The organism is Bacillus sp. FSL R5-0709 (genome assembly GCF_038004785.1).
GTDB classification, from domain to species: domain Bacteria; phylum Bacillota; class Bacilli; order Bacillales; family Bacillaceae_G; genus Bacillus_A; species Bacillus_A mycoides.
Genome location: NZ_JBBORT010000001.1, coordinates 754,122 through 772,922 on the forward strand (window position 1 = coordinate 754,122; position 18,801 = coordinate 772,922).

19 protein-coding genes and 1 riboswitch are annotated in these 18,801 nt (G+C 35.8%); of the genes, 3 read left to right on the forward strand and 16 right to left on the reverse strand.

Translation table 11 applies throughout. The features are described from left to right. Nucleotides 1-7: 7 nt before the first annotated feature. From MKX37_RS03860 to MKX37_RS03875, 4 genes are all read right to left on the reverse strand, one after another. A complete protein-coding gene (locus MKX37_RS03860; protein ID WP_001054974.1) occupies nucleotides 8-1,003 on the reverse strand; it encodes an ABC transporter permease in 996 nt (331 codons plus the stop codon). Then, nucleotides 987-2,474 (reverse strand): sugar ABC transporter ATP-binding protein, encoded by a 1,488-nt coding sequence (locus MKX37_RS03865; RefSeq protein WP_002125354.1) that lies wholly within the window; start codon nucleotides 2,472-2,474, stop codon nucleotides 987-989. The genes MKX37_RS03860 and MKX37_RS03865 overlap by 17 nt, the downstream gene beginning before the upstream one ends. After that, nucleotides 2,471-3,583: a sugar ABC transporter substrate-binding protein gene (locus MKX37_RS03870; protein WP_016119624.1), complete on the reverse strand. Its 1,113-nt coding sequence runs from the start codon at nucleotides 3,581-3,583 to the stop codon at nucleotides 2,471-2,473. The genes MKX37_RS03865 and MKX37_RS03870 overlap by 4 nt, the downstream gene beginning before the upstream one ends. Nucleotides 3,584-3,670: 87 nt before the next feature. Further along, nucleotides 3,671-3,776, reverse strand: a riboswitch (SAM riboswitch). A 92-nt stretch (nucleotides 3,777-3,868) separates the two neighbouring features. After that, nucleotides 3,869-5,170 (reverse strand): NCS2 family permease, encoded by a 1,302-nt coding sequence (locus MKX37_RS03875; protein WP_002029878.1) that lies wholly within the window; start codon nucleotides 5,168-5,170, stop codon nucleotides 3,869-3,871. A 224-nt stretch (nucleotides 5,171-5,394) separates the two neighbouring features. Here MKX37_RS03875 and MKX37_RS03880 point away from each other — a divergent pair, with 224 nt between their 5' ends. The 3 genes from MKX37_RS03880 (at nucleotide 5,395) to MKX37_RS03890 (ending at nucleotide 7,659) form a co-directional block, all read left to right on the forward strand. Continuing rightward, nucleotides 5,395-6,261 carry an SDR family oxidoreductase gene (locus MKX37_RS03880; RefSeq protein WP_002087502.1) on the forward strand — a complete coding sequence of 289 codons (867 nt, stop codon included), beginning with the start codon at nucleotides 5,395-5,397 and terminating at the stop codon, nucleotides 6,259-6,261. Between the two features lie 221 nt (nucleotides 6,262-6,482). Then, nucleotides 6,483-7,244 (forward strand): L,D-transpeptidase, encoded by a 762-nt coding sequence (locus MKX37_RS03885; protein WP_002029880.1) that lies wholly within the window; start codon nucleotides 6,483-6,485, stop codon nucleotides 7,242-7,244. A gap of 163 nt (nucleotides 7,245-7,407) precedes the next feature. After that, nucleotides 7,408-7,659 carry a hypothetical protein gene (locus MKX37_RS03890; RefSeq protein ID WP_002029881.1) on the forward strand — a complete coding sequence of 84 codons (252 nt, stop codon included), beginning with the start codon at nucleotides 7,408-7,410 and terminating at the stop codon, nucleotides 7,657-7,659. Between the two features lie 12 nt (nucleotides 7,660-7,671). Here MKX37_RS03890 and MKX37_RS03895 read toward each other — a convergent pair whose 3' ends face one another. From MKX37_RS03895 to MKX37_RS03950, 12 genes are all read right to left on the reverse strand, one after another. Next, the gene (locus MKX37_RS03895) at nucleotides 7,672-8,613 is read right to left on the reverse strand and encodes a carbohydrate kinase family protein (RefSeq protein ID WP_016126587.1); all 942 of its coding nucleotides are present in this window, start codon (nucleotides 8,611-8,613) and stop codon (nucleotides 7,672-7,674) included. Further along, entirely contained in the window at nucleotides 8,610-10,085 is a 1,476-nt protein-coding gene (locus MKX37_RS03900; RefSeq protein WP_063226061.1) for a glycoside hydrolase family 32 protein, read from the reverse strand. Before MKX37_RS03900 ends, MKX37_RS03895 begins: the two co-directional genes overlap by 4 nt. A 17-nt stretch (nucleotides 10,086-10,102) precedes the next feature. Next, entirely contained in the window at nucleotides 10,103-11,479 is a 1,377-nt protein-coding gene (locus MKX37_RS03905) for a sucrose-specific PTS transporter subunit IIBC (protein ID WP_002125367.1), read from the reverse strand. A 135-nt stretch (nucleotides 11,480-11,614) separates the two neighbouring features. After that, nucleotides 11,615-12,601, reverse strand: a complete 987-nt coding sequence (locus MKX37_RS03910) for a LacI family DNA-binding transcriptional regulator (RefSeq protein WP_002125369.1) — start codon at nucleotides 12,599-12,601, stop codon at nucleotides 11,615-11,617. A 118-nt stretch (nucleotides 12,602-12,719) separates the two neighbouring features. Then, the gene (locus tag MKX37_RS03915; protein ID WP_002029883.1) at nucleotides 12,720-12,935 is read right to left on the reverse strand and encodes a DUF1540 domain-containing protein; all 216 of its coding nucleotides are present in this window, start codon (nucleotides 12,933-12,935) and stop codon (nucleotides 12,720-12,722) included. Between the two features lie 72 nt (nucleotides 12,936-13,007). After that, entirely contained in the window at nucleotides 13,008-13,460 is a 453-nt protein-coding gene (locus MKX37_RS03920) for a thioredoxin family protein (protein ID WP_002029885.1), read from the reverse strand. Between the two features lie 12 nt (nucleotides 13,461-13,472). Beyond that, nucleotides 13,473-13,892, reverse strand: coding sequence for a disulfide formation protein C (locus MKX37_RS03925; RefSeq protein ID WP_000532256.1), 420 nt, complete (start codon nucleotides 13,890-13,892; stop codon nucleotides 13,473-13,475). Nucleotides 13,893-14,057: 165 nt separating this feature from the next. Beyond that, nucleotides 14,058-14,306 carry a YhdB family protein gene (locus MKX37_RS03930; RefSeq protein WP_001195459.1) on the reverse strand — a complete coding sequence of 83 codons (249 nt, stop codon included), beginning with the start codon at nucleotides 14,304-14,306 and terminating at the stop codon, nucleotides 14,058-14,060. Between the two features lie 122 nt (nucleotides 14,307-14,428). After that, nucleotides 14,429-14,938, reverse strand: coding sequence for a PCYCGC motif-containing (lipo)protein (locus MKX37_RS03935; protein ID WP_002186740.1), 510 nt, complete (start codon nucleotides 14,936-14,938; stop codon nucleotides 14,429-14,431). A gap of 45 nt (nucleotides 14,939-14,983) precedes the next feature. Then, nucleotides 14,984-16,093, reverse strand: coding sequence for a GerAB/ArcD/ProY family transporter (locus MKX37_RS03940; RefSeq protein WP_000840531.1), 1,110 nt, complete (start codon nucleotides 16,091-16,093; stop codon nucleotides 14,984-14,986). Between the two features lie 12 nt (nucleotides 16,094-16,105). Further along, nucleotides 16,106-17,188 carry a spore germination protein GerYC gene (gene gerYC / locus MKX37_RS03945; RefSeq protein ID WP_016126588.1) on the reverse strand — a complete coding sequence of 361 codons (1,083 nt, stop codon included), beginning with the start codon at nucleotides 17,186-17,188 and terminating at the stop codon, nucleotides 16,106-16,108. Continuing rightward, complete coding sequence (locus MKX37_RS03950) at nucleotides 17,185-18,690, reverse strand: spore germination protein (protein WP_033729732.1); 1,506 nt, start codon at nucleotides 18,688-18,690, stop codon at nucleotides 17,185-17,187. Before MKX37_RS03950 ends, gerYC begins: the two co-directional genes overlap by 4 nt. Nucleotides 18,691-18,801 lie beyond the last annotated feature (111 nt).

Sequence of the window (18,801 nt, forward strand, 5' to 3'; positions counted from 1 at the left end):
TACTTTTTTATTTACGCTTCTTTTTAATAAATGAAAAGGCTAAAGCTGCAATTAAAATACTGCCTTTAATGATATCTTGCGCATAATAAGGAACGTTCATCATTGTAAGGCCGTTTAATATGATTCCAATTAATACGGAACCAAGAAATGTTCCGATGACATTTGGTTTCTTAGCACCGAACATTGCATAACCGATATAGGCAGCTGCAACTGCATCCATTAATAATGGGGCGCCAGCTGAAACTTGTCCTGTTCCAACGCGGCTACATAGAATAATACCGCCAATAGAGGCAAGTAAACCGCTAATCATATAAGCATATACACGGTAACGATCAGTAGGAATACCAGCTAGTCTAGCAGCTTCTCGATTCCCACCTGTCATATAAAAGAAACGACCGTACGTTGTTTTTTCTAAAAATACATATGCAATTAAAACGACGATAAGCATGATAATGACAGGGACTGGAATTCCTAACACAGAACCTTGACCGATAAATAAAAAGGATGGAATAAAATGTCCTTTGGCACCAGACATTCCTTCATAAATAGAAGATCCTTTTGAAAATGTTAAGTGTAGTCCATTCACGATATACATGATACTTAATGTAGCTAGTAAATCTGGTAGTTTAATTCGGATAACGAGTAGTGCATTTAATAATCCAACTAATAGCCCACAAAGAATAGGAACAAGGAGTGTGACTAATAGTTCTTGTCGATATAAAATGAGGCAGGAAGCAGCGGCAATGGTTGCTAAACTAGCGGTAGAGCCGACTGATAAATCAAATCCATCTACAATTAATGTAAAGGTAACACCAATTGCAAGTAACGTTACGATAGAAATGGAACGTAAAATATCACTAATATTGTTGTATGTTAAAAAAGAATCGTTGACGATAGAGAAGAAAATTGTAACACCTATAATGATAGCAATCGTACTAAATTGATAAAAAAGATGAGTAGGTAAATATAGTTTCTTAGTTTTTGTTTTATGAACGAGATTCAATGGAATAACTCCCTTCAGATAAATGTAAAAGCTGTTCAGGAGATAGTTCGTCTGGTAAGTATTCACCTACAAATTCTCCGTTTGCGAGTATAAGAATGCGATCAGCGATATGTAGTGCTTCATCTTGTTCTCCTGTGAAGTAAATTACGGAACTTCCGTTTTCAGTAATGTTACGAATGAATTGAAAAATGTCTTGTTTTGCAGCTATGTCTACACCTTTAGTTGGCTCGTCCAAAAGAAATAGATTCGGTTTGAATCCATGCCACTTTGCAATGGAGACTTTTTGCTGGTTTCCACCGCTAAGTGAATGGATAAATGCTTTTGGGTCATTGGGTGAAATGCTGAAAGAAGAAATTGCTGTAGTAGCATTATTTACTTCGGTTTGCTTTCGTCTCCAACCTGATTGGTGTAAATTAGTGTGGCTTATAATATCTTCCGAAAGAAATACGCCTTGTTTTCTTCTTTCCTCTGGTACAAGTGCGATCTTTGCTTTAATCGCATCTCGCGGTGTTTTAATTGTTATTGTTTGACCATCTATTTCTGCGTGATAAGTATGACGAGTACCAAATAACGTTTCAGCAAGTGTTGTTTTGCCACTGCCAATTAATCCGTATATCACAACAGTTTCACCTTTCCGTACGGTGAGAGAAAGGGGAGAATGGTCTTTGTGTAATGGAAGTTCTTGTACTTTAAATAATTCTTCGCTCCCTCGTTTTGGCGCTGTATTAATAGGAAGTGTAAGTTGTTTTCCAGTCATCGCTTCCACAATTTGTTGATCTGTAACCTTTGTGATCGCTTCAGAAAGTGCAACTTTACCGTTATGTAATACGGTTACATCATCCGCGAAATTTCGAATCTCTGATAAACGATGAGAAATTAAGATGATGCCAATTCCTTTCAATGTTAAATCTTTTAATAGTTGCCCGAAGGTTTCAACTTCTTTCGGTCCAAGAGAAGAAGTAGGCTCATCTAATAAAAGATAATTTGTATTGTTGGATAAAGCTCTTGCGATAAGAAGTAATTGTTTTTCATGTAATGAGCAGTTTGAAACATCTTCCGAAACATTTAAATCAGCCTGTACAGTTTGCAAATGTTGTTTAGCGAGTGAGACTAATTTTGACTTTGAAAATAGTACTTTATTTTGCATTGCTAAATGATCGATTAGTACATTTTCTAATACAGATAATCCAGGAATAAGTCCGTGATCCACTTCTTGTGTTACGAAAGAAATACCATGTTTTTTTGCATCGCGTGGTGAAGTAAAGGAAATAGACTGATTATCAATTTTTATATTCCCAGCAACTGGTTGAATTTCACCAGTTGCTATTTTTAGTAAAGTACTTTTTCCTGCACCATTCATTCCTAGTAAAGCGTGAACTTTTCCTTTTTGTATGTTAATAGAAACATTTTCTAGTACAGGGGTAGAGATGTGATAAGAATGTGTAATGTTTTGAAGAGAGAATGTCATCATTTTTTCTCCTTCTCTAATTTTTTCATCCAAGGTGAATATGCATCTTTCGAGTCGCCCCAACCGTTTATATGTTTTGATAATTGATCCATCGTTATATTTTCTTGTGGCAAACTATTTTTCTTTACTAAATAAGGTTCTAGTGAATAAATATCTGGCGTTTGTTCACCAGCGATTTTCTTGTATAAGAAACGCACTTGAACTTTACCGACTTCAGCTGGATCGGTTGCAGCCGTAGCAGTCCAAGGTGAATTTTCTTTTTGCATGAGTTGTAAATCTTCATTACTTAAGTCAATGCTGTATACTTTTATATCTGTACGACCAGCTTGTTCGAGTGCTTTGACGGCCCCCTTAGCAAACTCATCCCACGAAGCGAAAATAGCTTGTAAATCACCTTTTTTCGGATATTTTTTTAGTAAAGCCTCTACTTGTGTTTGCGTATCAAGTGGTGTGTTATTACTAGCGGTACCAAAGCGTGCAACTTCTTTTATATTTGGATAACGTTTATAAAAAGCATCAATGATAACATTGCGACGTTCCATTGGAGCAAATCCGCCAACCCATACGACGGCGATATTCCCTTGTCCATTCAGATCTTCCGCTAACGTTTTTAATGATTTCCATGCAAGACTATAGTCATCTTGATCAATAATCGTTACGCCTGGTAAGCGTAGGTCGTTATCAAATGCAACTACAGGAATATTCGCTTGTAATGCTTTTTCTACTCCGGGTTTTAGTGCTTCAGAGCGACCGTGATCGATTAAAATACCATCAACTTTTGAATTAATAGCAGTATCTAGATTTGCTGCCATTTTTGCTAAATCATTATCAGAATTGTAGACTTGCACACTGCCGCCGAATAGCTCGACTTGTTTTTTGACACCCTCAATATATTGAGAGGAAAAAGTTCCGATGGACATTTGCATAATTAATGCGATTTTTAATGGCTTTTTTACTTGGCTTGGAATTTCTGTTTGTAAATGATTTGTTGCTGTAGTAGTTTCTTTCTTCACCGTTTGTTGCTTTTGTGAAGAGATAGCATCTTGTTCATTTGTGCAAGCTGTTAATGCGAGTAAGAGAATAATGAGTACGGTGGAACATAATTTTTTCATAAAAAAATCCCTCCTAAATTAAGAAAAGAGAGGAGGGAGTGAAAATAAAAACGTCTTTTCATATAGAAAAGACGTCTTATCATATTACTCTTATCTTTCAACACAATGTGTTGTAAGAATTAGCACCGTGCCCATAAATGGGTCGGTTGCCGGGCTTCGTAGGGCTCATCCCTCCACCTGCTCTTGATAAGACATCGAATATTTAACTATTTCGAATTATTCCATAAGTGTATGCTGTTGTCAAATGTTTTTTTGTAAATAAAAAATCCCTCACAACGAGGGATTTTAATGTGGTAAGAAAACTAATTGATAAGCGAACAAGATCCCGAATAAATACACAAGTGGGTGAACAGCACGGAATTGTCCTTTTGCCACTTTCATAAGTGGGTATGAAATAAATCCAAGTGCAATACCTGTTGAGATACTTGATGTAAGTGGCATGCTTAAGATTACTAAAAATGCTGGGAATGCTTCATCGAATGTATCCCAATCGATGTGGCGAACTGAGCCCATCATAAGACTACCAACGATAATTAGTGATGGTGCTGTAATAGCTGAAACGCCAGAAACAGCGCTCACTAACGGTCCGAAGAATGCTGCTAATGCAAATAGAACAGCTACTGTAACAGTTGTTAAACCAGTACGACCACCAGCTGCAACACCAGCAGATGATTCAATGTAAGCTGTTGATGGTGTTGTTCCGAACATAGCTCCAATTGTTGCTGAGAATGAGTCAGATAGAAGAGCTCGTCCTGCTTTTGGAAGCTTTCCATCTTTCATAAATCCACCTTGTTGTGCAACGCCAAGTAGTGTACCTGTTGTATCAAATAGTGTAACAAGGAAGAATGAGAAGACAACGCCGTATAATCCGTAGTTAATTACATCAGATACAGCAGTAATTGGATTTGAAACGATAATTCCTTCTGGTAATCCAGGCATTGATGTAACGCCGCTTGAGAATGTTAATTGACCTGTGAAGTAAGCGATAATACCAGTTAATAACATTCCGATAAATAGTGCCCCGTTTATATTTAAAGACATAAGGATAATTGTAATTCCAAGGCCAGCTAATGCTAGTAGAACTGGAGCAGAGTGAAGATCGCCAAGCCCAACTAAGTTTGCATCATTTTTTGTAACAATTCCCGTTAAGCGCAAACCGATAAAAGCAATAAAAAGACCGATACCAGCAGTAAGTGCATGTTTTAAGTTCTCAGGAATTACTTCCATTAATTTCGTACGGAAAGATGTGAATGATAACAAAATTAAAATCATACCTGCTACGAATACAGCAGAGAATGCAATTGCGAAAGTCATGCCTTCATGGGCTTTTACAACAGAATAAGAGAAGTAAGCATTTAATCCCATACCTGGTGCAATTGCGATTGGTAAATTAGTAAAGATCGCCATAAATAATGTTCCGACAACAGCAGCGATAATTGTAGCTGTAAATGCTTGTTCAAACGGAACACCTGCATCCCCAAGGATGACAGGGTTTACGACAATGATATATGCCATTGTTAAAAAGGTAATAATACCTGCCATAATTTCAGTTTTAATAGAAGTTTTATGTTTTGAAAGGTTAAACATATAAACATCCTTTCTTTTTACGAATAATTTTCACAACAGTTATATATAATATTCGTTTTTTAACTATTTTGCAATAGTTTTGCATAAAAACTTTAGAACAACTCATATTTTATGTCGTAAATTCGAATATTAATCGTAAAACTGTGTGTGCATTGCGGTTCTTTAATGTGTAAGTAGTTTTTTTTATTGTGCGCATTATAAGGGGAAAGGAGTTGAAGGAAGTTATGCCGCAGCAAAAAAACTTTTTAACAATGCCAGCACAACATCAAAATAAACAACCTGGTATTGAATCGTTAATGAATCCTCTTCCAAAGTTTGAAGATCCAAATTATAAAGGAAGTGAAAAGTTAAAAGGAAAGAATGTATTAATTACAGGAGGAGATAGCGGGATTGGAAGAGCTGTTTCTATCGCTTTTGCAAAAGAGGGAGCAAATATTGCGATTGCTTATTTAGATGAGGACGAAGATGCAACTGAGACGAAACAACTTGTGGAAAAAGAAGGCGTGAATTGTGTATTATTGCCGGGAGATTTGAGTAATGAACAACATTGTAAAGAGATTGTAGAAGAGACCGCCCAGCAGCTAGGGGGGCTAAATGTTCTTGTGAATAACGTCGCACAGCAATATCCGCAGCAAGGACTAGAGTATATTACAGCGGAACAGCTAGAAAAAACGTTCCGTATTAATATTTTTTCTTATTTTCATGTTACAAAAGCAGCCCTCTCTCATTTAAAGCAAGGGGATGTAATTATAAACACGGCATCTATCGTTGCGTATGAAGGAAATGAAACGTTGATTGATTATTCTGCAACGAAAGGAGCGATTGTCGCTTTTACAAGATCGCTATCTCAGTCGTTAGTACAAAAGGGAATTCGTGTAAATGGTGTTGCACCAGGCCCAATTTGGACACCGCTTATTCCATCCAGTTTTGATGAGAAAAAAGTATCACAGTTTGGGAGTAATGTTCCTATGCAAAGGCCTGGTCAGCCGTATGAATTAGCGCCTGCATATGTATATTTAGCGTCTAGTGATTCGGCATATGTAACGGGACAGATGATGCATGTAAATGGTGGAGTAATTGTGAATGGATAGTTTTCATTTATAAGAGCAAAGTAAAGTTAATTGTATTTATCCCGCTATTTGCGGGCAGTAAGACTCCTACCTAACAATTCGGTGAATACAAGGAAGTTAGGTGGGAGATAAATGTCCGTAAATGCTCGATTGGTGAAGGCTAATCCTCAGTGGGGATGGACAAAATCCCCCAACGAGTAAAGTTTCACTTTATTATGATGTTAGTGCTAGGGAGGATTTAGATGAAGAAAGTATGGTTTATCGTAATCCTATTTTTCTGCCTGCCAGCTAGCGTTTTTGCTAATACAGATCATTTAATATTAGTTAACCTTACGACGAATCAGCTGTCTTTTTTTGAAGATGGAAACTATACTAAGACATTTCCGATAACGACAGGAAAAGACAGGACCCCGACGCCTGAGGGTAATTTTTGTATTATAACTAAATATAAAAATAAAGAATACCATCGTAAAAAAATAGCTGGGGGTGCTCCGAATAACCCTCTCGGTACGAGGTGGTTAGGTCTAGATAAAAAGGAATATGCAATTCATGGAACAAATCGGGAATGGACGATTGGAAGCAGGGAGTCGAATGGTTGTATTCGCATGCACGATCGGGACATACAATGGTTATACGACCGGGTACAATTACAGACGAAAGTAATTATTTCTCGTTTTCATACGAGTCCCGAATATGAAGCGTATAAGCTTGGTTATCGGGTTGTGAGTTGGAATGGTCGTAAAGTAGAAGAAGAACAAATTGGAATGCTTACGTTAGTAGATCGTGTAAATATATATTGGCAAGAACCAAATGGACAATTGACGAAAGTAAAAACGGTATTGCCAAATGAAAAATATACAGTGTATTCCAAACGAAAAGATGGAACCTATTATATAGGAAACAATTTGTATATTGTAGATGTAACGGGAGAAAAAATTCGTTATGAGCAATTACCTTATTCGATTTTAAGTAACATATATAAAAGGAAATATAATGTTCCATAATAGCTACCGTGTATAGGCGGTAGCTTATTTGTGATGAAGTTTAGTTGGTTTTAATGATTTCATACCAATCGCGCGCCTGTAAATAGTGAGATAAAAAAATTGAAACAGCAACTATTATGTTTTGCTGAATATAATACAGTACAGACTGGGGGGCGGTCACATTATGAAAAGTGAATTTGCATTTAAAATTTTCTTAATCACGACTTGTTTATTTATCGTGTATTTATATGCGTTACTCGTCTTCTCCTTTTATGTTCCATATATTGATTTAATATTGTTCGTTGGATTTATTTGGGCATTTGTTAAAGCGAGGGAAGGGGAGAAGAGTGTATATCGGCGCATTACTTTATGCGGGACGGTCCTTCTCGTTATTTTGTACTTTTTTATGATGCATGATGTTTGGAGAGGAATGTAAAAAAGCATACGACTAATCGTATGCTTTTACCTCTGCCAATGATGGAAGTGAAGCGATTGCTCCGTAGTTTGTACATGTTATGGCACCTACTTTATTTGCAAAAGAGACAAACTCGGCTAAATCTGTGAATTTTTGAGGAAGCGTTTGTTCATTTTTAGAAATTTGATACAACATCGCTCCGACGAAAGCATCACCAGCACCAGTTGTATCTACTTGTTTAATTGAAATAGAAGGTACAATGATTTGAGCTTCTTTTGTCGCGAGAAGAGTACCGTCTTTTCCAAGTGTGATAGCTACAACTTTAGCCCCGTAATTTAATAATTTTAGTGCTGATTGTTGTAGATTAGTTTCTTTAGAAAGCATCGTTGCTTCTTCTTGGCTTACTTTTACGAAATGTGCGTGTTTTATAAAGGATAGGCAATCTTGAGAAAATTGTTCTACATCTGTAATAAGTGCATCTCGATAATTTGGATCAAAAGAAATAAAGTGATTATTGTCTTTTGCATATTGTAATAGTTGAAAGTATGTTTCTTTTAATGGACTTGATAATAAGGCAGTTGCCGAACCGAAATGTATTAGATCATTACTTTTTATTTTTGCTAAATTAATTTTATTAAAGGTGTATTGACCATCAGCCCCACGCATAAAAATAAAATCACGTTCACCATCTTTATCGATAGATACGAAAGCAAGCGTTGTTTGTTTATCTTTTATGAGCATTGAAGTGTCAACATGAGCACGTTGTAAAGTTTGTTCTAGAAAATCACCAAATGGATCATTTCCTACTTGCCCCATAAATGTAGCATGTCCACCTAATTTTGTAATAGCAGCGGCAACGTTAGCGGGAGCTCCACCAGCTTTCTTTTCGAAATCAGTACCATCTACTAAAGAAACATTGGAGTTTCGGCAAACGAAATCAATTAATAATTCACCTATACAAAAAACATTTCTCATATAATCCCTCTTTTAAGTTTATATTGTGTAATTGTAAAGTTTAGTTTTGCATCTGAAAAGATTGCGATATGATGTGTAATGTCTTTTCGCGGAAATACTCTAGACGTAAAGACAGTGGAACCATCATATAAGAAGATTTCTACGATGCTATTATCTACAAATATTCTGAGGTCTATCGTATCTTGAATATCAATTTTTTCACAGCGTTCATATCCATATTCTCCGCCAAATTGGTGATGGAAGTTGCTTCGGTCTATGGAAACAGTTCCTTTTTCACGGTTAAATATAATCGGGAAAGAATCTTCTTCATTATGGAAGAGAGAAAGGCCAAAGTTATTCGCATCATCTGTTTTAAGAGTTACAATTAATTCATATGAGCATTCATGGCCAAGGGTCGCCAGTACGTTTAATCCAGTTGATATGTCACCTGAAATCTCTTTTTTTGTTGTTCTTAGTTTTTTTAGTTCTGAAACTGGTTTTTGTTTTAATATATTATTTTCTAACGTTAGTTCTCGTGGAAGTGTTAAACAATGAGCCCACATATAATCATCAGAAGGGTATGTTATTTCGCTTGAGCCCGCCCAAGCAAATAAAAGGCGGCGTCCAGATTGATCTTCTAAAGTTTGAGGGGCATAAAAGTCGAAACCTTTATCAACTTCGTAATACGAATCAATATGGAAATATAAATTTTCAATATCGAAATTTCCGATTGCATATATGACATTATATACATTTTGAAAATTCCCCTCGTCTTTTTCGATTCCTTGTGGCGAAAAGAGTAACATATCTTTCCCTAATAATTGGAAATAGTCGGGGCACTCCCACATAAATCCGAACTCTTTTAAATTTGTTTTAACCTCGCCTTGGAAATTCCAACTGTATAGGTCTAGTGACTTATATAATAATAGAGTACCCGTTTTATTTTCACGTTGTGCTCCGAGTAACATATAGTACGTATCGTTATTTTTCCATACTTTGGGGTCACGTACATGCTTCGTATATCCGTCAGGAATCATATCAATAACAGGATTATTACTATACTTAGTCATCGTATATTGAGAATCCATCGTTACCATACATTGTTTAGCATCCCGAGAATCATTAGGTTTCTTTATATTCCCTGTATACAATAAGTGAAGAAGCCCATCTTTTATAATAGAGCTACCAGAATATGCGCCATGTGACTCATAGCTTTCGGTAGGGATAATGGCTACAGGCATTCGTTCCCAGTTAATAAGATCTTTTGATTTTACATGCCCCCAATGTTTCATTCCGTGAATCGGGCCAAATGGATACCACTGATAAAAAACATGATATTCATCATTGTAGTATGATACACCGTTAGGATCATTCATTAATCCATATGGCGGATGAATATGATAAATCGGTTTCCATGAATCTTGATTTGCAATTGTATATAAAGAATGTAATTCTTCTTTATTGGATTGCAGTATTGTTTTATATTTCGACATAGGTTTTTACCTCGTTGTTATTTACTTTCTTTATATAAAATGAGAGTGGCAACAAAAGCAGTAATAACTGCAATAGCGAAGCCGATTACATAATGAATCACATTCATCATGCCAAGCGGTGCAACAATTGTAAGCATTGGAATACCTGTTAAACCGTATGCATTGGCTGCGACTTGCATCCAAACAACGTAAGCGCCTCCAATTGCGCCACCAATAGCAGCTGCAATAAATGGTTTACCAAGTTTTAAATTGACACCAAAAATAGCTGGTTCTGTAATTCCTAAAAATGCTGACGCTGCTGCTGGAATTGCGATTTCTTTCGTTTTTTTGTTTTTTGTTTTGAAATAAACTGCTAAAGTAGCTCCGCCTTGGGCGACGTTAGCCATTGACCAAATAGGGAGTAAGAAATTGACACCGATATCTTTATTAGCAAGTAAGCCAGCTTCAATAGCGTGGAAGCTATGGTGTAAGCCAGTAAGAACGATTGTTGAATATAGACCACCGAATATAAGACCAGCCACTGGTCCTGCAAATTGATAAATAGTATTTAAAAGGTACGTAATACCGTCACCGATTTTATATCCAATTGGTCCGATAATAATAAGTGATAAAAAGCCAGTTATAATAATTGTTAAGAACGGTGTAACTAATAAATCTAAAGAGTTCGGAACTCGTTTGCGGAGTTCTTTTTCAATTGTACTCATAACGTATACGCATAATAAAATAGGTAAAACAGTGCCTTGATAGCCAATCATATCAATATCCATACCGAGGAAATGTAAAACAGTTGGTTTTGCGTTTGCAAGAGTCCAAGGATTTGTTAAGTTTGGGTGAGTTAATATACCACCAATAACGGCACCTAAGAAAATATTTCCTCCAAATTCCTTGGCTGCACTAACACCGATTAAAATAGGTAAAATAACGAAAGCTGCACTTGAGAACATATCAAGTAATTGGATAAGTGGGTGATCGCTAGGAACTAATTTAAACGCTTTCAACATTCCGAGTAGTCCCATAAGTAAACCACTTGCAACGATGGCTGGAATAATTGGAACGAAAATATTGGATAACGTTTTTGCTAGGCGAGTAATCGGATTCATTTTTTTCTTAGGAAGATCGTTTGATGCCGTAGAATCAAGTTCAGTTATTCCGATTAGTTTTGAAAACTCATCATACACTTTGTTTACTACGCCAGTGCCAAAAATAATTTGGTATTGCTCATTCGTTGCGAAAGCACCTTTAACCCCATCAATGTTTTCGATTTCTGACGTGTTTATTTTTGTTTCATCTTTTAGTACAAGACGAAGGCGAGTAGCGCAATGAGTAGCACGAATAATGTTTTCTGTTCCTCCGATGTTCTGTAAGACTTGAGCTGCAATTTGTTTCATATCCATAAAAATTCCCCCTTACTATATACTTCGAGTTTGTGGAACCGGTTCCGTTTTTGGTTAAAATAAAAAACAGGGACGTGATGTGAAAATCCTGTTTTTTAAATGTGGAACCGGTTTTAATTTTATTATAAAGCGCCTTTAAATTTTGTCAACGCTTTCTTGAATTTTTAATGTATAGCGAGAATGTAATATTTTAGGGATTGTTTTATTTTCAACAAGCTGCGAAAGGGAAGTAGCAGCAAGCTTACCAGCATGCTCATAGTCAAATGCGATTGTCGTTAAGCTAGGGTGTACCATTTCAGAAATATCATATCCACCGAATCCTACTACAGATATATGATTTGGTATGGAAAGGTGGTTAGAATGAATTACTTTCATGGCTCCAAGAGCGATATTATCTGTAGCACATACGATAATAGTAGGACGGTTGTTATCTAAAATATGTTGTACTTGTTTCATCGCATCTTCTATTTTGAAAGTTGTTTCGTAGTAAGAAGCGATGCAAGTAGGTTCTAAATTTTCAATGGCTTTTTGAAAACCATTTTTTCGATTTACACCAACAGAAATATCATCTTTTTCTACTCCTAAATAAGCGATATGGCGGTGTCCTTGTGATAATACGTATGCTCCTAGCTCATAAGCAGCGTCAAAATCATCGTGAACGAGGCAATATTGATTCTCATATTCTTGACCAACAAATAAAATAGGGGTAGTAGAATTAGCGATGATGTGTTTATGCTCTTTTGTTAAAGTTTTTGTTAATAAAATTATGCCAGCTACTTTTTGCTTTATAAAGTTTTCCATTGCTTGAATTTCTGTTTCAATTTTTTGATTCGCATTTGCAACAAGCATCTGATAGTTATTTTCCTGTAAAGCATTATCAATACCAATAAGTGTTTTTGTTGTAGCAAAGGAGTCTAATCGGGGGATAATAACGCCAATTAAATTTGTTGTTTTCGCTTTTAAACTTTGCGCAAATGTATTTGGAGAGAAATTCGTTTCTTGAATAATACCTTCAATTTTCTTTTTTGTTTTATTACTTACATAGCCACCATTTAAGTAACGAGAGACAGTACTTTTTGCAACCCCAGCTAATTTGGCGATATCTACAATTGTTTTAGCCATAGTATTCCACCTTCATATTCATAAAAAACTTTTAATTTTATTATAGGGAGAATTAAAGGTTACGTAAACAAGAAGAGAAGAAGAAAAACCACCTCACGTATATGAGGTGGAATAAGTGTTAATATTTCGGTTTAAATGTATGACAACACGTTTCTACACTCGTTGTTACAGAACTTTCAAGCGTCTCGTTTGTTAAAGTAGCGTTTGTATATGAACTGTTTTCAATTTGACCTGCTTCTTGTGCATCAGGTTGAACAACGATTGCACTTGCTTGACAAAGGTTACCTTGTCCCCAAAATGAGCAATTGGAAACAGAGCATTTCACTTCTGGCATAAAACCCCCTCCTCATACATTAGTGTGGGATTTTACGCCCATTTCATGTATAGAAGGAGTTTCCTTTTCTTATTATTTTTTCGTTTGCTCAAGCCACTCTTTTAATTTGTCTTCCGGTTGTTCGCCGCTAATACGGCTCACTTCTTTACCGTCTTTAAAATGAATGATTGTTGGAGTTCCTTTAATTTTATATTCATCCCAAGGAGCATCTAATTTTTCAATATCCATAACTTTCATATCAACATTCAAGTCTTTAGCCATTGGTACTACGATAGGAGATAATTTTTGGCAATGAACGCAAGATGTTTGATAAAAGTATACTGTTTCTTCTTTTTTCTCTTTTAAATTCTTTTGGAGATCTGAAAGAGAGATTTTATTTGTGTAGTAGTCAGAACCATCTGTTTGACTAGTAGCATTATCAATTTTTTGGCTCGTTGAAGCATTTTTTTCTTCCATTTGTGTTACAGCGAAAATTGCTGCAAACAAGGCGATAATAATACCGCCAAATATAAGCATTTTTTTCATTCTTTCATCTCCTTATTTGTTTTTAATTACGATGAAGCTACAAACAGCGATTGTGATAAAGCCGATAAGTGCTAAAAACGGGATTGTCACAAAGCCGAACCAGTTTATGTATTCTCCCGTACAAGGTACGCGGCCGCAAGCTGCCCCAGCAGCTGAAAATGCTGCGATTTTTTGAATTGCATAGTGATATAAAGAAATACAAGCACCAATACTTGCGATTGGTAAAGAATAACTTGCAATGCGATAGTCTTTCTTTACTACAGCGATACCGAGCCATAAAACAAATGGATACATAAAAATACGTTGATACCAACAAAGGACACAAGGCTCAAATTTCATAATTTCGGAAAAGTATAGACTTCCTAATGTAGCAATAAACGAAGCTCCCCATGCAGTAAATAAAGCATACTCTTGCTTTTTTTCTCGTCCCATATTTTATACCTCACTTATAATAGTTACATACTAAATTATAGTATGAAGTGGTAGGGAAAAGAAAGAAAAAATATGTTTATCAATAAAAGTTTTATAAGGAGAAACTTTTATTGATATAAACATTTTAAAAAAGCGCTATTCTCATAAAGAGAATAGCGCTATATTTTACATTTGAATTTGCTCTACTTCTTCTACATGTGACTTTTGGGATGCGTGGTCAATATATTGAAATAGGAGCTGCAATTGTTTGTCAACTTCTGGTAATTCTTTACTGTATTGATAAGCGTGTAAAAAGTGTTCAATACGCTTAGAAAATAGTTGATCATTCGTTTGGACCATTAAAACGAGTAGTTTATCCCAATTACAGCAATACGTGTAATAGAGAGCTTTGTCATAGTCGTTATATGTTTGCACTGTGTACCCTCCTTACCGAAGAGTTATATATAGTGTGTGACAAGCGAGGAGAAATACACTTGAAAGAATTTGTTAAGAAAAAAAGTGAATGAAAAGAAAAAAACGAGGAGTCTCCTCGTTTTTTAAGCTTTTGGCATTGGCGTAGGTGTTGGTTTCCCATATCCTTCTTTGTATTTATTATCAATATAATTACGAATTTCAAGAGTTGATTTTCCTTTTTGTTTCATCGAAGCAGATTCAACCGCAATTTCTAAGCAATTGACGCAAGTTGTTGCATGGGAATCCCAAACAACTTCACCATTCTTTTTGATTTCACGAATAAAGCAATTTTTATTATTTTTATGTCCTACACTTTCACCACAACCGCAGTAACAAGGAATCCAATCCAATAGTTCAGCATTTTGTCCAGCGACAGTATAGATGTCTTTCATTTGTGGATCAAGTTTGTCTAGGAAGGCCGGAAGTGTGTCGACTCCTTTTGTCTTTTCTTGAATGTCAGCTTGCTGAGTATGCGATGCGTGGTCATGCTCTTCTTTTGATTCAGAAGATTTTTTTTCATTTGTACCAGTACTCCCGCATCCAGTAAGAATTAAGCTCAGTACTACAAGTAAAGAAAATACATACTTTTTCATTCGCTTGTCCCCTTTACAAATGTATTAATAAAATTGTATCAGAGATTATGGTGTGTCGGGTGAAGATTTTTTCGACTGATTTTTGAAGCGCCATCGTAGTGAATGGAATAGAAATAAGATTGGGATATAAGCGTATACAATATACAATCCAGCCTGAGATAGTACGGTATTTAATGTATTGATGCTTTCCCTGTTTGTGAAAAACAAAGATGAAACAAATATAGTCGCGATAAACAATGGCAATGTAATGTTAAATGGTATGTGAAAAGAGTATTTACTAATACGACAAGAAGACCAAATGGTTAAACAAAGATTAGGTAAAATAATAAGAAACCAGATGAAAATAATAATGTATTCAAATCGCTGAATGAATGGGACTTTAATAATTTTTAGCATTGTTAAAGTAGGCCAAATTGTATGATGCAGTTGGCCCTGACTATAGTACATAAGGGAAACGATTGCTAGTACTACATATAAAATAGTTGTGAAAGCAATCCCGCCATGTGCCCATTTATGTAGCGATTTTCCCTTTTTAATAAGTGGGTAAAAGATAAGGATTGCTTCAAATCCAAGAAACTCTAATGCAGATGCTTTCGCTGAATATAGAATGTCTGCAGGTGAATGGGTGAAAATAGGTAAAATATTACGGACATGTGCGTATTTCATAGGGAAAACTAAGAAGAATAGTACGAAAATCGGTATTACGACTCCCCAAAAACACATTCCTGTTACAGAGCGGAAGCCACCTTTTATTACGTAATACGTCACGAGTAAAAATAATAATGTTAATTTCCATGGTTTAATTGTAGGAAAGACCCATACTTGAATGACTTCGATATATGTACGAAGCACAGTAAGGCAAAATAACAGAAGATATGCAGCAAAGCACATAGACAAAAAGGTTCCAATCCATTTTCCGAAACATGTCGTATGAATGGTCATCAAATCATTGTCTTTATCTAACATTTTTAACATACAAAACAGTACGATATGAGTTAAGACACCCGCAACAATAAGGGAAATCCAAGAATCATAACCAGCATATTGTGCAATAACTCGTTGGTATCCTAACACGCCTACTCCAATTTGAAGAGAGTGTAATAAAAGAAATGTGAAATAAGGGGAAACAGTCATTGTTTTATTTTGCTCAGCCATTGTAACACCTCACTATTCTCCGATACCAGATTGCACAACATTGATTTGTACGTGAACAGCAACATCTACATTAGGGTACATTTCTTGAATTTGTTTTATAGTCCATTTTCTTGAATGACTACGAATTTCTTCCCGTATCCCTATCGGATCGACCTCTTTTTCTTGGAATTGTTTTATTAATTCGTTTAAATGTTTCTCAACTGTTTTTTCTACATGTTTTTTTATGTAAGTTATGTTTTCGTTTTTCGCTAAATCAAGCCAGTTTGGAGCGCTTTTTATGAGTCCATTTAATTTTAAGTGGATGTTAACTTTCGGAATGTCACCAGTATCGGAAAGGTAACAAACGCTCTTTCCAGATAAGTTTTGAGTGGCAATTAATCCTTTATGGTTACCTTGCTGTATTGGAACTTCATAACGACCATTTGTAGTTGGATTAAGGAGTAATTTCAATAAAAAAGATCCTTTTTTATCTGTGTACATAACCACTTTATCCTTTTTTAAAAAAGCGAGTCCTTTAATGGAAGCAGACTTGTCTTCATCAATTTCAATATAAGGAAGAAATGGATCGCATCCTGATGAATAAAAGTTATATAAAAAAATATTTAAAGCAGTCCGTGGAATCGTTTCGGCTTCTATGTTTTGCTCCAGTAAGTCAGACAGATAGAGTGATCCATTTGTTTTAATATGTTTGAGCAGTTTTTCTGTAGAACCGTCTACCAGTGCTAGTTGAACATCTCGGCCAATATTAGGATCACGTTGTAAGTTGTTAATAACATCCCCAATTCCACGTTCACCAAATGATTTTCCAAATAGGACAACACGCATTTGACCTACAGCGATCGTATGTGGTGATTTGGCGTTTAGAAGTGAAGAAATTGTTTCAATTGTATCTGCGGTAGTTGACTGAGTTTCTGGTTTTGATTGAACGCCTTTTGTGTAATCGGGATATAAGATTGTCCCGCGAAATTTTTTATCTTTCGTTATATCAAATCCACCTATATGAATCATTCGCTGTGTGTCTACTATATTCGGTTGTGTACAGCCGGATTGGAAAATTAAAATGATAATGGAAAAGCATAATAAAGTATTTTTCATTTCTCTTCACCATCATGTTTTTCTTTCGCTTTGTTTGGATCATAGCGCCATTTCTTTTTTGGTCTTAGAAAAGAGGCACGTCCTGCAGTTTGACTAAATGGCAAGCGAAAGAGACCTTCTGCCGTTCCTAAACCGCGAAATGGATATAGAGGTAATAAATAAGGTGATCCAAGTGATTTTAAGCGAATTAAATGAGCTAATATGAGTACGAATCCTACAATGAGACCTAAGCCCCCAAATGCACCAGCTAAAAGAATAAGTGGAAATCGTAGTATCCGGATAGTAGAAGACATTTTTACAGTTGGTGTTGTAAAAGAAGCGAGTGCTGATAAAGCAACTGCAATTAATAAAATGGTACTCGTTAAAGCAGCCTGAACAGATGCTTGGCCAATTACAATCCCGCCAACGATGCCGATTGTTTGTCCAACTTTTGTAGGTAATCGTGCTCCAGCTTCACGGAGCAATTCGATTGTGATTTCTAAAAAAAGTGCTTCTAAAATGGGCGGAAAGGGTACATTAGCTCTTGAAAAAATAATCGGACCTAGTAAATCCGCAGGAATCATTTGATAGTGATACGTTAATACAGCTGTATAAATAGCTGATGAAAATAGCGAGAATGCTGCTCCGAAAAAGCGAACCATTCGAAGAAATGAGCCTGCTATCCATGGTAAATAATAATCTTCTGGAGAGACGAAGAAATCGAGTAATGTCGCTGGTCCAGCTAATGCGTAAGGTGAACCGTCTGTTAAAATGACGACTCCTCCATTCAATAATGCATAAACGGAGCGATCTAAACGCTCTGTAGGAAGTAAAACAGGGAAGGGAGAGTTGCTGTTATCACTAATAAACTGTTCAATCATAGTTGCATCGAAAGGAACATCAAAGTCAATGTCTTGTAGGCGCTGCATCGCAGTATTAACGTGCTGCTCATTCGTAATATCTTCGATGTAAGCAACTACGACTTTTGTTTTTGATATAGAACCAACTATAACTTCTTTGAAAACTAATTGTTCTGTGACGATATTTCGCCGAAGTAAGTGTATATTTGTATCGATATTCTCAACAAATCCGACTTTTGGACCGATGACACTATATTCATTTTCAGTATCGTTATATAGCCGTGTACCTAAAACGGAACTTTCAGCACGAATAAGTGCATATTCTGCGATTTGAGAATCATTTTTTAGTTGTATAAGTACATATCCACTTAATAATTTTTCACGAATGTCATCAATAGTAGGGCCAGTGATAATCTCCTCAAGTGTGACGATATTTGCTATATCACTTATATTTTCAATGTGATCTAATTCTCTTTTTATAGGTGTTAAAATGAATCGATTAATGAGGAGTGATTCAGCCGTAGATTTATAGTAAAACAAACATAATGTCCCATCTTCTACGATGTTATAAGAAACGAAATCACTCGATTCTTTCATAGTATGGATAAACTCTGGAATGGAACAGATTGTTTTTTTCTTCTTTTTAGACGATAAACGAAACATTTTCTCACCCCTTACTACATCATTTTCTTATGTTAGTTTTTGGGAAAGACGGGAATTTATACTTGAAAATTGAAAGTTCATAAAGAAAAGGAAGAGTATTGAATATCTCTT

Excerpts from the sequence above, each read along its gene's own strand:
- MKX37_RS03865 (WP_002125354.1), bottom strand. The coding sequence starts at position 2,474 with ATGATGACATTCTCTCTTCAAAACATTACACATTCTTATCACATCTCT.
- MKX37_RS03870 (WP_016119624.1), bottom strand. The coding sequence starts at position 3,583 with ATGAAAAAATTATGTTCCACCGTACTCATTATTCTCTTACTCGCATTA.
- MKX37_RS03875 (WP_002029878.1), bottom strand. The coding sequence starts at position 5,170 with ATGTTTAACCTTTCAAAACATAAAACTTCTATTAAAACTGAAATTATG.
- MKX37_RS03880 (WP_002087502.1), top strand. The coding sequence starts at position 5,395 with ATGCCGCAGCAAAAAAACTTTTTAACAATGCCAGCACAACATCAAAAT.
- MKX37_RS03885 (WP_002029880.1), top strand. The coding sequence starts at position 6,483 with ATGAAGAAAGTATGGTTTATCGTAATCCTATTTTTCTGCCTGCCAGCT.
- MKX37_RS03890 (WP_002029881.1), top strand. The coding sequence starts at position 7,408 with ATGAAAAGTGAATTTGCATTTAAAATTTTCTTAATCACGACTTGTTTA.
- MKX37_RS03895 (WP_016126587.1), bottom strand. The coding sequence starts at position 8,613 with ATGAGAAATGTTTTTTGTATAGGTGAATTATTAATTGATTTCGTTTGC.
- MKX37_RS03900 (WP_063226061.1), bottom strand. The coding sequence starts at position 10,085 with ATGTCGAAATATAAAACAATACTGCAATCCAATAAAGAAGAATTACAT.
- MKX37_RS03905 (WP_002125367.1), bottom strand. The coding sequence starts at position 11,479 with ATGGATATGAAACAAATTGCAGCTCAAGTCTTACAGAACATCGGAGGA.
- MKX37_RS03910 (WP_002125369.1), bottom strand. The coding sequence starts at position 12,601 with ATGGCTAAAACAATTGTAGATATCGCCAAATTAGCTGGGGTTGCAAAA.
- MKX37_RS03915 (WP_002029883.1), bottom strand. The coding sequence starts at position 12,935 with ATGCCAGAAGTGAAATGCTCTGTTTCCAATTGCTCATTTTGGGGACAA.
- MKX37_RS03920 (WP_002029885.1), bottom strand. The coding sequence starts at position 13,460 with ATGAAAAAAATGCTTATATTTGGCGGTATTATTATCGCCTTGTTTGCA.
- MKX37_RS03925 (WP_000532256.1), bottom strand. The coding sequence starts at position 13,892 with ATGGGACGAGAAAAAAAGCAAGAGTATGCTTTATTTACTGCATGGGGA.
- MKX37_RS03935 (WP_002186740.1), bottom strand. The coding sequence starts at position 14,938 with ATGAAAAAGTATGTATTTTCTTTACTTGTAGTACTGAGCTTAATTCTT.
- MKX37_RS03940 (WP_000840531.1), bottom strand. The coding sequence starts at position 16,093 with ATGGCTGAGCAAAATAAAACAATGACTGTTTCCCCTTATTTCACATTT.
- gerYC (WP_016126588.1), bottom strand. The coding sequence starts at position 17,188 with ATGAAAAATACTTTATTATGCTTTTCCATTATCATTTTAATTTTCCAA.
- MKX37_RS03950 (WP_033729732.1), bottom strand. The coding sequence starts at position 18,690 with ATGTTTCGTTTATCGTCTAAAAAGAAGAAAAAAACAATCTGTTCCATT.